The sequence below is a fragment of the Azonexus sp. MM2026_4 genome, from assembly GCF_055901855.1.
This window is the reverse complement of the sequence record NZ_CM148380.1, coordinates 1,153,943-1,165,689: the sequence shown is the minus strand read 5'-3', so window position 1 is coordinate 1,165,689 and position 11,747 is coordinate 1,153,943. Positions and strand designations below refer to the sequence as shown.

At 64.8% G+C, this 11,747-nt stretch carries 11 protein-coding genes; 6 read left to right on the top strand and 5 right to left on the bottom strand.

The features are described from left to right. Positions 1-13 precede the first annotated feature (13 nt). Positions 14-2,518, bottom strand: coding sequence for a cache domain-containing protein (locus AC0KWY_RS05400; protein ID WP_474028617.1), 2,505 nt, complete (start codon positions 2,516-2,518; stop codon positions 14-16). A 250-nt stretch (positions 2,519-2,768) separates the two neighbouring features. On the opposite strand from AC0KWY_RS05400, the gene hmuQ reads away from it, so the two are divergent. Continuing rightward, on the top strand, positions 2,769-3,074 hold the full coding sequence (hmuQ, locus tag AC0KWY_RS05395) for a heme-degrading protein HmuQ (protein ID WP_416692335.1): 306 nt from the start codon (positions 2,769-2,771) through the stop codon (positions 3,072-3,074). A 45-nt stretch (positions 3,075-3,119) separates the two neighbouring features. Here the strand turns inward: hmuQ and AC0KWY_RS05390 are convergent, their stop codons facing one another. After that, positions 3,120-4,277 (bottom strand): NnrS family protein, encoded by a 1,158-nt coding sequence (locus tag AC0KWY_RS05390; RefSeq protein ID WP_474028616.1) that lies wholly within the window; start codon positions 4,275-4,277, stop codon positions 3,120-3,122. 167 nt (positions 4,278-4,444) lie between these two features. On the opposite strand from AC0KWY_RS05390, the gene AC0KWY_RS05385 reads away from it, so the two are divergent. The 4 genes from AC0KWY_RS05385 to AC0KWY_RS05370 all read left to right on the top strand — a co-directional run bounded on the left by AC0KWY_RS05385 (position 4,445) and on the right by AC0KWY_RS05370 (position 7,984). Continuing rightward, positions 4,445-5,701 (top strand): nitronate monooxygenase, encoded by a 1,257-nt coding sequence (locus AC0KWY_RS05385; RefSeq protein ID WP_474028615.1) that lies wholly within the window; start codon positions 4,445-4,447, stop codon positions 5,699-5,701. Between the two features lie 79 nt (positions 5,702-5,780). Next, complete coding sequence (locus tag AC0KWY_RS05380; protein ID WP_474028614.1) at positions 5,781-6,995, top strand: hypothetical protein; 1,215 nt, start codon at positions 5,781-5,783, stop codon at positions 6,993-6,995. A gap of 4 nt (positions 6,996-6,999) precedes the next feature. After that, positions 7,000-7,431, top strand: coding sequence for a hypothetical protein (locus AC0KWY_RS05375; RefSeq protein WP_474028613.1), 432 nt, complete (start codon positions 7,000-7,002; stop codon positions 7,429-7,431). Positions 7,432-7,543: 112 nt separating this feature from the next. Continuing rightward, entirely contained in the window at positions 7,544-7,984 is a 441-nt protein-coding gene (locus AC0KWY_RS05370; RefSeq protein WP_474028612.1) for a CBS domain-containing protein, read from the top strand. Here the strand turns inward: AC0KWY_RS05370 and AC0KWY_RS05365 are convergent. From AC0KWY_RS05365 to AC0KWY_RS05355, 3 genes are all read right to left on the bottom strand, one after another. Then, the gene (locus AC0KWY_RS05365; protein ID WP_474028611.1) at positions 7,978-8,718 is read right to left on the bottom strand and encodes a tRNA pseudouridine(65) synthase TruC; all 741 of its coding nucleotides are present in this window, start codon (positions 8,716-8,718) and stop codon (positions 7,978-7,980) included. The genes AC0KWY_RS05370 and AC0KWY_RS05365 overlap by 7 nt on opposite strands. Beyond that, positions 8,711-9,694 carry an HpcH/HpaI aldolase/citrate lyase family protein gene (locus tag AC0KWY_RS05360; protein WP_474028610.1) on the bottom strand — a complete coding sequence of 328 codons (984 nt, stop codon included), beginning with the start codon at positions 9,692-9,694 and terminating at the stop codon, positions 8,711-8,713. The genes AC0KWY_RS05365 and AC0KWY_RS05360 overlap by 8 nt, the downstream gene beginning before the upstream one ends. A 68-nt stretch (positions 9,695-9,762) precedes the next feature. Beyond that, on the bottom strand, positions 9,763-10,755 hold the full coding sequence (locus tag AC0KWY_RS05355; RefSeq protein ID WP_474028609.1) for a malate dehydrogenase: 993 nt from the start codon (positions 10,753-10,755) through the stop codon (positions 9,763-9,765). Positions 10,756-10,952: 197 nt separating this feature from the next. Here AC0KWY_RS05355 and AC0KWY_RS05350 point away from each other — a divergent pair, with 197 nt between their 5' ends. Then, positions 10,953-11,708: a GntR family transcriptional regulator gene (locus AC0KWY_RS05350; protein WP_474028608.1), complete on the top strand. Its 756-nt coding sequence runs from the start codon at positions 10,953-10,955 to the stop codon at positions 11,706-11,708. The last annotated feature ends 39 nt before the right edge of the window (positions 11,709-11,747 follow it).

Genomic DNA, 11,747 nt, shown 5'->3' with positions numbered 1-11,747 from the left:
TGGCGGGCCGGGCTCAGGCCCCGGGTTTGCTCAACCAGCGCAGCAGGGTTTCGTACAGGTGGTCGGGGGCGACCGGTTTGCCGAGGTGGTCGTTCATCCCCGCGTCAAGGCAGGCCTGGCGATCTTCGGCAAAGGCATTGGCCGTCATCGCCAGGATCGGCGTATCGGCGTGGGCGGGCAGGGTGCGGATGGCGCGCGTCGCGTCGATGCCGTTCAGGCAGGGCATCTGCATGTCCATCAGGATCAGCGCGTATGAGTGTTGCCGGGCAAGGTCGACGGCCTGACTGCCATCGACGGCAATATCCACGCACAGCCCGACGTCTTCCAGCAGGCCGCAAGAGACTTCGCGGTTGATCGGCTCGTCTTCCGCCAGCAGGATGCGCTGGCCAGCGAATTCCGTCTGCAGGCGGGTTTCGGCCTGCGTCAGCGGCGGGCTGGCGGGCTGGCTCGGGGGCGGCAGGCGGGTTTCCGTGTCGTGCTGGAGGTTGACGGTAAACCAGAAGCTGCTGCCGCTGCCCGGCTGGCTGGTCACGCCGATTTCCCCGCCCATCATCTCGACCAGGCGCTTGCTGATGGCCAGCCCGAGTCCGGTGCCGCCATATTTGCGCGTCATCGAGCCATCGGCCTGTTCGAAGGCCGTGAACAGGCGTTGCTGGTCTTCTGGGGTGATCCCGATGCCGGTGTCGGCGACTTCGAAGCGCAGCCGGACGCGGTCGGGGAGATCGTCGATCCGCCGCAGGCGCAGGTCGATGCTGCCCCGCTCAGTGAATTTGACGGCGTTGCCGAGCAGGTTGAGAAGTACCTGACCGAGGCGCAAAGGATCGCCGATCAGCACCAGGCGGGCGATTTCCGGCGGCAGTTCGGTACGCAGCGCGATTCCTTTCTCCTTCGCCTTGTGATCAAGCAGGGAGATGATCTTTTCCAGGACTTCGCCGAGGCGGAAATGCGTCGTTTCCAGCGTCAAGCGTTCGGCCTCGATCTTGGAGATGTCGAGAATGTCGTTGATGACGGCGAGTAGATGCTGCGATGCCTGCTCGATCTTGCCCAGATAATCGCCGAGTTGCGGTTCGCTGCTGCGCCGCCTGGCCTGTGCCGCCATGCCCATGATGGCATTCATCGGCGTGCGCAGTTCATGGCTCATGTTGGCGAGGAAGGTGCTCTTGGCGCGACTTGCCGCCTCGGCCGCTTCCTTGGCCAGATTGAGGTCGCGGGTGCGCGATTCGACGATTTTTTCGAGCTGCTCCTGGTACTCGCGCAAGGTTTCCTCCGCCTTGCGCCGGCGCGTGATCATGCGGTTGGCGCCTTCCGCCAGTTCGCGGAATTCCGCGATGTCGAGCGAGGCGAGCGGCATCTCGGTCTGGTCGTCGGCGCTGCGACTGAAGAAACCGGAAAATTCCGCGATCATCGCCCGCGTCCGCACGTTCAGCCGGCCGGCCAACCCAAAGGCGGCCAACCAGAGCAGGAACAGGATGCCGCAGATCTTGGCGATGTTCCAGAGCAGCTCGTTGCGCGCCCGCTGGCGGGCTTCGGCAACCAGATTGTCGATATCGTCGATATAGACGCCGGTGCCGATGTACCACTTCCACATGGGCAGGCCGCGGGCATAACTGATCTTCGGCGCCGGGCGTTGTCCGTCGATCTTCGGCATCAGGTAATTGACGAAACCGCTGCCTTGTTGCGCCAGGCGAATCAGTTCCTGGACGATCATGACGCCGTTCGGGTCGCTTACCGCCAGCATGTTCTTGCCGGTGCCGGGGCCGGACAAGGCCACGCCGCTCCAGTCTCCGGCGAAAAGATAGGCGTCGCCGTCGTAGCGGATGCGGCGGATCCAGTCGAGTGCCTCACGCTGCAGATCGCCTTCGGTGTCCTCCAGGTATTCGCCGGTGCCGATCAACCAGTCAAAAGGGGCAAAGTGCTTCACATAGGCCAGCTTGGCGTGTTCCTTCCCCGGGGCGCCCGGTTTGCTCCAGGTGTAGGGGTAGAACCCCTCGCCATCCTTCCTGACCAGGTCCACCATGTCGCGGATGACCGGGGCGCCGCGGGTGTCGCGCAGGTCGAGCAGGTTTTTCTGCTCGAGTTCCGGGCAGGCGGCGCACAGCATTTCCATGCCATCGAGCCGGGTGGCGAAGTAGTAGCCGCGTCCGTCGAGAAAACGGATCGGGCGCAAGGCTTCGCGCACCATGTCCTGCAGTTCGGCGGGCGCCAGTTTGTTCTTGTAGCGGTCGTACAGGTGGGTGGCCAGGCGATGCGCTTCCAGCGTCCGCTCGCGAATGATGCGCCGCGTCCGCTCCTCGGTCTGGCCGCGCATGAACTCGAGATAGGCCGCCGCCGCGTTGACTTCCTGTTGCATGCGCGCCTTGCGCTCGGCGAGCAGACGCTCGCTCATCGCCGCGACATCGGCGTTGAAAGCGAGAATTTCCTGGGCGATCCACAGGCTGCCGATCAGCACGCAAGCCAGCGTCGATACCAGCAGCATGTTGGCGAGCAGAATCCGACTCAGGGTCTTGCGGGGTTTCATCGGTGCGGGAAAACGGTCGGGGTTCTTGGCAAAGTGGCAGCAGTTTAAGCACTAAAGACCATGTTTGCCACGCTGTTTTACCGGCGCGCCAGCCTGCCCGCCGAGGCCGCAGGCAGCGCCTCCCGGGGCTCCGGCAATGCCTTGTAGAATTGCCGGAGGCGGCTTCGTCACTGTTGCGGACCTTTCGGGCTGAATCCGTTTGGCGCGAGGGTACGGTCGCTAATTCCATTTGAATCGGGAGCTTCCATCCATGTTTCTCGCCATGAACCGTTTCCGCATCGCCCTCGGCAAGGAGGACGATTTCGTCGCCCACTGGCGCAACCGCAACAGCTACCTGCACGAGGTGCCGGGTTTCGTTTCCTTCAACCTGCTGCGCGGCGACAGCAACGACGAGCGCACGCTGTTCGCCTCGCACACGGTCTGGGAATCGGAGCAGGCCTTCGCCGACTGGACGAAGTCGGACGCCTTTCGCAAGGCGCACATGCAGGCCGGCCAGTCGCCGCGCGATTTCTATCTCGGCCCGCCGCAACTGGAACTGTTCGAAGCCGTGCTTTGATTAGGGCGTGTTCACGGTAAGCCGCCCGCTGCTTACTGTGACGCCCTAGTGTTCGCGGCCGTCGATGCGCGGCGCCAGCAGGAGCGGCACGTAGCGCCAGGCGAGCAGGCCAAAGGCGAGCAGCCAGCAGAGGGCGGCGGCGTCTATCCACAGCAGGTAGTGCGTCGGTGCCAGTTGCGGCAGCAGGGTGCGGATCGCCAGCGCCGCCAGCATCAGGTAGAGCACGCCGCGGTCGGCGGCGTCGAAGCTCACCTTGCGCCCGGTGTGTCCCTTGGCGATGCGCACGATCATCGCCGGGATGACGCAGCCCATCGCCCCGAAGGTGAACAGGTGGGTGGGCAGGGTGCCGACCCAGGCCGGGCCGAAGAAATATTCCCAGGCGTGCAGCAGCAATTGCCCGGCGATCGCCAGGTAGCCGACGAACATGATGCCGATGTCGATCCGGCGCAGCGCCCGCAGCGGCTGCCAGAACGGCAGGCGGACCAGGAGCAGGGCGGCGAGCGTCAGCGCCAGCCCGGCAGCCAGTGCGCCGGGCAGCCAGGGGGTGGCCACCAGCAGCAGGCCGAGCCCCTTGATCGCCAGGTCGAGCCGGGCGTCGCGCCGGATTTCGACCTGGAAGGCGGCGCGCATGAACTGGCTCAGCGTGCGTTCGAGCATGACCAGGAAGGCGAGCCGGAACAGGGCCAAGGTCATCATCGTGCCGGCGGTGAAATCGCCGTGCAGCAGCAGTGTCTTGGCGACGATGAAGACCGGCAGCAGGACGATGAAGAACAGGTTGTCGCGGTAGCTGTCCTGGTTGCGGTGGCGGATCAGCGTCCACAGCAGCAGGGCGACGATGCTGCCGAGGAAGAGCTGTTCGCCGAGCAGGCGCAGCGCCACCGGCCAGCCCGCGCCGAGCAGCAGGGCGGTGCGTTCGAGCAGCCAGGCAACGCTGAGGAAGATGAGCCGGCCGCCGTGGTGGCCGCGCACATTGACCCAGTTCTTGGTGGCGGTGAGCAGGAAGCCGCCGAGAATCGCCCAGCCGAAACCGTAGAACATCTCGTGGGCGTGCCAGCGCAGCGGGTCGACCGGACTCGCGGCAAGACCGGCATGGCCGCCGAAGACCAGCACCCAGGCGGCCGGCAGGAGGGCGCCGGCGAGCATGCCGAGGAGGAAGAAGGGGCGGAAGCCGACCCGCCAGAGAGGATGGGAAGCAAGGGACATGATGCGGGTACCGGTGGGGAAAGCGTCGCAACTTTACCAAGCGGCAGGGGGGCGTTCTTTGATTTATCCGATGGTGGCGAGCAGGCGCCGGGACATTGGCGTAAAATCCCCGACTTGCCCGTCGACGAGGGGAATGAATTGCGACGGGTTGTTTTCCAAGGATAAAGATGAAGCGTGTGGATGATTTCCGCTTGCGATTCGGCAAGCACGAGCTGGTTCCGATCATGATTGGCGGCATGGGCGTCGATATCTCGACTGCCGATCTGGCACTGGAGGCGGCCCGGCTTGGCGGTGTCGGCCATATCTCGGATGCGATGATCAACACCGTCTCCGATCGTCGCTACGACACCAAGCACGTCAAGGAAAAGCTTGCGCTGTACAAGTACAACGTGAACAACGAGGACAAGTCGTCGGTCAAGTTCGACCTCGGCCGCCTCGAAGAAGCCACCCGCCTGCACGTCGAGGCGACGATGACGCGCAAGCAGGGTAGCGGCATGGTCTTCATCAACTGCATGGAAAAGCTGACCATGAACGCGCCGCGCGAGACCCTCAAGGTCCGCATGTCGGCCGCGCTCGACGCCGGCATCGACGGCATCACGCTGGCCGCCGGCCTGCACCTCGGCTCGTTCGCGCTGATCGAGGATCACCCGCGCTTTCGCGATGCCAAGCTGGGCATCATCGTCTCGTCCGTGCGCGCCCTGCAACTCTTCCTGAAGAAAAGCGCGCGCACCAACCGCCTGCCCGATTTCATCGTCGTCGAAGGCCCGCTCGCCGGCGGTCACCTCGGCTTCGGCATGGACTGGGCGCAGTACGACCTGGCGACCATCGTCGCCGAGGTGATGCTCTACCTGAAGAACGAACATCTGGACATTCCGGTGATTCCGGCCGGCGGCATCTTCACCGGCACCGATGCGGCACAGTTCCTCGACGCCGGCGCCGCCGCCGTGCAGGTGGCGACGCGTTTCACAGTGGCCGAGGAATGCGGCCTGCCGGCAGCGGCCAAGCAGGAGTATTTCAAGGCGACCGAGGGCGACATCGAGGTCAACCAGATTTCGCCGACCGGTTACCCGATGCGCATGATCAAGTCCAGCCCCGGCATCGGCGACGGCATCCGCCCGAACTGCGAAGCCTACGGCTACCTGCTCGACGCCGCCGGCAAGTGTTCCTACATCACCGCCTACAACCGCGAAGTGGCGTTGCATCCGGAAGCGCGCAAGGTCAAGGTGATGGACAAGACCTGCCTGTGCACGCACATGCGCAATTTCGAAATCTGGACCTGCGGTCAATTGACCTGGCGTCTGAAGGACACCTCGCACAAGCTGGCCGACGGCAGCTACCAGATGCTGAGTGCCGAGCACATCTTCAAGGATTACCAGTTCAGTACCGACAACCAGATCGCCCTGCCGGCGGTCGTCCAGGCTTGAGGTTGGTCACTCCGGCGGCGCGCCGCCGGGTTCTCGAGTAACGAGCGGGCCGTTAGCCGGCCGGGAGATTTCGCCAGACATGTGCATGCTGAAACGCAGCAATCGATCAGGTGCCGGCCGCCGTGCCGCGGTTGTCCTGGCAGCCTGCCTGCAGGTGTTTGCTGCAGGCAGTGTCCAGGCGGAAGATACGGGGAATTTCACCCTTCGCGGTTTCGGTACCCTGGGCGCCGTGCGCACGACGACCGACGATGTCGAATTCGTCCGCGACCTGTCGCAGGCGCGCGGGGCCACCGACGAATGGACGGCGAAGACCGACAGCGTGCTCGGCCTGCAGGCCGACTGGCAGGCGACGCCGCAATGGCTGGTGGCGGTGCAGGCGATCAGCCGCTACGACCAGCAGCGCAGTTTCCGGCCCCAGTGGGCCTGGGCCTTCGTCAAGTACGAGCCGACGCCGAACCTCAGTCTGCGCGCCGGCCGCCTGGGCACCGAGTTCTTCATGCTGGCCGATTCGCGCTGGGTCGGTTATTCCTTCCTGACCGTGCGGCCGCCCGGCGATTATTTCTGGTATCTGCCGTTCTACAGCATCCATGGCGGCGATGTCGCGCTGACCCTGCCGGTCGGCGAAGGCATCGTCCGCGGCAAGGTGTTTTACGGCCTGTCGCGGGGAAGCATTCCGCTGAGCGACGAACAATGGGACATCCGCAACTCGCCGATGGCCGGCGGTTATCTGGAATATCAGTCCGGTCCCTGGCAGGTGCGCGGCAGCTACGCCAACATCCGCTTCGAGCACGATCTGCCGTTGGCGCCGGTGCTGGCGAGAAAGGGGCTGGCGCTGGCGGCGGCGGATGCCGACTACCTGAAGGCGCGTGGCACCCGGACCCACTACTACTCTTTCGGTGTCGTCTATGACCGCGGCCCCGTTCAGGCGCAGTTGATGGTCAATCACATCGAACAGGGTTCGCATGCCTTTGAAAGCTCGGATGCCGCCTATCTGTTATTCGGTTACCGGCTCGGCGACTGGACGCCCTACCTGGGCTATTCGGCGGTGCGTTCGCATCGGCGCGGCCTGTCGGCGAGCGCAGTGGTGAATTACGTGATGGCGGATTCCCATGCCGACCAGGATACCGTTTTTGCCGGGGTGCGCTGGGATCTTGCCCGCAACGTGGCGCTCAAGGCGCAGTGGGACGGCGTGCGTGGCTCGGCGTCGTCGCTCTTTCCCTACCGGCGCGACGACCGGGTAAACTGGGACGGGCGGATGAACGTCTTTTCGATGAGTCTGGACTTCGTTTTCTGAACGCATGATCGGACGCTGCCTGAGATTCCTGCTGATTACCGCACTCTGCCTGGGCTGCGGCGTGGCGATGGCCGAACTGGTCGTCGTCGTCAACGCGCGCAGCGGGGTGGCGGCGATGACGCGCAACGAAGTCATCAACATCTTTTTCGGGCGCAATCGCCAGTTCTTCAACGGCACCGAGGTGCAGCCGGTCGACCTGGTCGACGGCAACCCGCAACGCGCGCAGTTCTACCGGCTGCTGGTCGGCAAGGATCTGTCCGAAATCAACGCCTACTGGTCGCGGCAGATTTTCACCGGGCGCATGCAGGCGCCGCCGCGCGTCGATAGCTCCGAAGATGTTCTCAAATGGGTGGCGGCGCGCCCCGGCGGCATCGGTTTCGTCGAGTTGAGCCGGGCCGACGCACGCGTCCGCGTGGTCTACGAACTGAAGCCCTGAACGGCTTGCAGTCGGCTTCATAAAATCACAATATGGCAGCGGCAGACTGGCGTTGGCCACGCGCCGGCCGGTGACACGACGTCCCGGACCCATAACGATGAGGAGACCCGAAATGACTGCACGCCCCTTGCTTGAAATCATTGCCGACCGTCCGCTGGTGACGGCGGCACCGGAGACCACGGTACGCGACGCCTGCCGCCTGATGGCTGGAAAACGGATCGGCGCCCTGCTGATCGTCGACGGCGGGCGGACCGTCGGCATCTTCACCGAGCGCGACGCGCTCAACAAGGTGCTGGCCGGTGCGCTCGATCCCGACAGCACGCCGCTCTCCGCGGTGATGGTGCGCGACCCGCAGTGCATCGGCGCCGACAAGCCGCTGGCGTACGCCTTGCTGCTGATGGCCGAGGGCGGTTTCCGGCATGTGCCGGTGGTCGACGCCAGCGGCCGGGCGATCGGCATGGTTTCGGCGCGCGACGCGCTGGGTCGCGACCTGGTGCAACTCGAACACGATATCGAACGCCTGGAAGCGCTGGAGAACTCGATCGGCTACTGAGCCGGCTGGCCGCCGGGCCAGCCGAAGCGTTCGAGTAGGGCGGCGAACTCGCCGCCCGGCGCGGCATCGATGACAATCTCTCGGGCTTCGACGGGGTGCCGGAAGGCAAGGTGGGTGCACGCCAGCAGCAGCCGATGGCAGCCGAAGGCCTCGGCGAAGTAGCGGTTGTGGCGGCCCTTGCCGTGGGTCGCGTCACCGATGATCGGGTGGGCGATGTGCTTGAGGTGGCGGCGCAACTGGTGCTTGCGGCCGGTAACCGGGGTCAGTTCGAGCAGCGCGTAGCGGCTGCTCGGGTAGCGGTTGACGGCGACCGCTAGTTCGATCGTCGCCAGCCGCCGGTAGTGGGTCAGCGCCGGCTGCGCTTCCTGGCTGCTGCGCTCGCCCTGGAATTCGTAATCGTCGCGCTGCCGGGTCAGCGGGTGGTCTATGCTGCCGTTTTCCGGCGGATGGCCACGGACCACCGCCAGGTAACGCTTGGCAACCGTGCCGTCGGCGAACTGGCGGCCGAGCGCGCTGGCGATCTCTGCAGAAAGACCAAAGAGCAGCACGCCCGAAGTGCCGCGGTCGAGGCGGTGCGCCGGCCAGACTTTCCGGCCGATCTGGTCGCGCAGCAGCTGGATCGCGAAGCGCGTCTCGTGGCGGTCGATTTCCGAGCGATGGACGAGCAGGTTGGCCGGCTTGTCGATGACGACGATGTGCTCGTCGCGGAAAAGGATTGGTAGTTGCTCAGGCAAAGAAGCGTTGCCGGGCGGCGTCGGGCAGGTCCATGCCAGTGACGTGGGCGCGCTCGAGCAATTCCCAGTAGTAGCGGTAGGATGCGCGGTCGTGCAGCTTGCCGGCGTGCTGGATCGGGCCCCAGTCCTTGTCCTGGGCGGCGCTCAGGATTTCCGTGGCAGCTTCGACCTCGGAGAAGTCGGGACGCATCGCCTCGACGATCGGCCGGATCTGGTTCGGGTGGATGCTCCACATGCGCAGGTAGCCGAACTCGCGGCGGGCGCGCAGCGCGTCGTTGCGGATGGTCTCGATGTCCTTCAGTTCGGTGGTCACGTTGTGCGCGGGGACGACGCCGCTGGCCAGCGCGGCGGCGCTGATCTCGCACTTGGCGCGGGCGACCAGCGGATGCTCGAACTGGCCGGGGCTCTTCATTGCGCTGCCGGGGATCGCGCCGTGATGGCCGGAAACGAAATCCATCAGGCCGAAGTCGAGCGATTCGACGCCGGGCAGGGCGGCGATTTCCCAGACCTCGCGCAGCGCGCCGTGGGTCTCGATCAGCACATGCACCGGAATCCGCCGTTCGACGCCGCTGGCGCGCTCGATCTCGCGCAGCGCTTCGAGTTGCGTCTGGACATCGCCGACCCCGCAGGGTTTGGGCAGGGTGATGAAGGGCAGCCGGTTGCCGGCGCCGCCGACCAGGATTTCGAGGTCGGTCCGCCAGTGGCTATGGGTGACGTCGTGAATGCGTGCGCCGACGCGGTTGAACTGGTTGTCCGCGCTGTTGATGACCTCCACCACCATCGCGGCGTGTTCGCGTTCGGCGCCGGCGTGGGCACCGTCCTCGCAGTCGCAGGTGATGTCGAAGATCGGCCCGAGTTCCTGCTGCAGTTGCAGGGCCTTGCGCATCAGCTTTTCCGAGCCCGCGTAATGATCGACGGCGGGCAGGATGGGGAAGGGCTTTTCGCCCGCGAACAGGACGTGCTTGGGATGGCGCATGAAGGTCGTCGTACGAATGAAAAAGGCCGCGGTATTTTACCGCGGCCCTTGCTTGGTGCTGAAAGCGATTACAGCATGCCGGCAACGGCGGCGCGCTCGTCTTCCAGTTCCTTCAGGGTGATGGCGATTTTGCCCTTCGAGTATTCGTCGATTTCCAGGCCCTTGATCAGGGTGAAGGAACCGTTCTTGCACTCGCACGGCAGACCGAAGACCAGGCCTTCCGGGATGCCGTAGCCGTTGTCGGCCGGTGCCGGGATACCCATCGTGACCCACTCGGAAGAACCGAGCACCCAGTCACGGATGTGGTCGATCGCGGCGTTGGCGGCGGAAGCGGCGGACGACAGGCCACGGGCGTCGATGATCGCGGCGCCGCGCTTGCCGACGGTCGGCAGGAAGACGTCGTTGTTCCAGGCGGCGTCATTGATGATGTTCTTGACGCTGTCGCCGTTCGAGGTGACGAAGCGGTAGTCGGCGTACATCGACGGCGAGTGGTTGCCCCAGACGACCAGTTGCTTCAGCGACGAGACCGGGCGGCCGGACTTCTGGGCCAGTTGGGTCAGCGCGCGGTTGTGGTCGAGGCGCAGCATGCCGTGGTAGTTGTTCGGGTTGGTGCGGCCAACCTTGATCGCCGCCGAGCGGGCGATGTAGGCGTTGGTGTTGCAGGGGTTGCCGACGACCAGCACGCGGACGTCTTCCTTGGCGTTCTCGGCGATGGCCTTGCCCTGGACGGTGAAGATCGCGCCGTTGGCGGTCAGCAGATCGGCGCGTTCCATGCCGGGGCCGCGCGGACGGGCGCCGACCAGCAGGCAGACGTCGGCGTCCTTGAAGGCGACGTTCGGGTCGTCGGTGGCGACCATGCCGGCGAGCAGCGGGAAGGCGCAGTCGTCGAGTTCCATCATCACGCCTTGCACGGCCTTCTGGGCTTGCGGCAGGTCGAGCAGTTGCAGGATGACCGGCTGGTCCTTGCCGAGCATTTCGCCGGAAGCAATGCGGAACAGCAGGCTATAACCGATCTGACCGGCGGCGCCGGTCACGGCAACGCGCATGGGGGCTTTGGACATGTATCGCTCCTGAATATAAAGCAGCTTGGTTGAATTATTTGTCGATTCCGGGAGCCGACGGATGTTCCTTGCGTCGGATCGGCTAACGGAATTCGCGATGTTAGAAGCTCGAACTTACCGTGTCAATTGATTCATGTGTCTTATATAAGACAACTTTTGGTGGACGCTGTTGCCGAATTGTGCTGAAATCGAGGCCCATGACCCGAGAGACCCTGCGTTCCGTTGCCCGCGCATCCGCGCCGACCTTCAGCCCGTTGTACCGCCAGATCAAGGATTTTCTGATCGGCTGTCTCGAGCGTGGCGAGTGGCGTCCGGGCGACGTGATTCCCAGCGAGGGCGAGTTGGCGCAGCGCTTCAACGTCAGCCAGGGCACGGTGCGCAAGGCCATCGACGAGATGGCGGCGGAGAACCTGCTGGTCCGCCGGCAGGGCAAGGGGACCTTTGTTTCTACCCACAGCGACCCGCGCGCCTACTACCGCTTCCTGCGGCTGATGCCGAATGACGGTGTTGCCGTGCCTTCGGTCAGCGAGCCTTTTTACTGCCAGGTGGTGCCCGCGCAGCCCGAAGTGGCGTCGGTGTTCGGTCTGGCGCCGGGCAGCCCGGTGGTGCACATCAAGCGTTTGTTGCGTTTTGGTGGCGAAAAGGTGGTTTTCGACCAGATTTTCCTGCAGGCGGAGTTTTTTCCGGGGCTGACGCTCGACTTGCTGCGTGCCGGCGAGCGTTCGCTGTACAGCCTGCTGGAGAGTGACTTCGGTGTGCGCATGATCAGCGCCGAAGAACATCTGCGCGCCGTCGCGGCTGACGACGAGTGCGCGGCGCTGCTCGGTGTGCAGTGTGGCGAGCCCTTGCTGCTGGTCGAGCGGACCGCCTACACCTACGGCAATCGGCCGGTGGAATGGCGCAAGGGTCTGTACTGCACGCGCAATCATTATTACCGAAACGAGCTGGGGTGATGCCGAAACTGCTGCAAAGGCCGCCAACTGGCGCATCGG

Excerpts from the sequence above, each read along its gene's own strand:
- AC0KWY_RS05390 (WP_474028616.1), bottom strand. The coding sequence starts at position 4,277 with ATGTCCCTTGCTTCCCATCCTCTCTGGCGGGTCGGCTTCCGCCCCTTC.
- AC0KWY_RS05370 (WP_474028612.1), top strand. The coding sequence starts at position 7,544 with ATGACTGCACGCCCCTTGCTTGAAATCATTGCCGACCGTCCGCTGGTG.
- AC0KWY_RS05385 (WP_474028615.1), top strand. The coding sequence starts at position 4,445 with ATGAAGCGTGTGGATGATTTCCGCTTGCGATTCGGCAAGCACGAGCTG.
- AC0KWY_RS05400 (WP_474028617.1), bottom strand. The coding sequence starts at position 2,518 with ATGAAACCCCGCAAGACCCTGAGTCGGATTCTGCTCGCCAACATGCTG.
- hmuQ (WP_416692335.1), top strand. The coding sequence starts at position 2,769 with ATGTTTCTCGCCATGAACCGTTTCCGCATCGCCCTCGGCAAGGAGGAC.
- AC0KWY_RS05350 (WP_474028608.1), top strand. The coding sequence starts at position 10,953 with ATGACCCGAGAGACCCTGCGTTCCGTTGCCCGCGCATCCGCGCCGACC.
- AC0KWY_RS05380 (WP_474028614.1), top strand. The coding sequence starts at position 5,781 with ATGTGCATGCTGAAACGCAGCAATCGATCAGGTGCCGGCCGCCGTGCC.
- AC0KWY_RS05375 (WP_474028613.1), top strand. The coding sequence starts at position 7,000 with ATGATCGGACGCTGCCTGAGATTCCTGCTGATTACCGCACTCTGCCTG.
- AC0KWY_RS05355 (WP_474028609.1), bottom strand. The coding sequence starts at position 10,755 with ATGTCCAAAGCCCCCATGCGCGTTGCCGTGACCGGCGCCGCCGGTCAG.
- AC0KWY_RS05360 (WP_474028610.1), bottom strand. The coding sequence starts at position 9,694 with ATGCGCCATCCCAAGCACGTCCTGTTCGCGGGCGAAAAGCCCTTCCCC.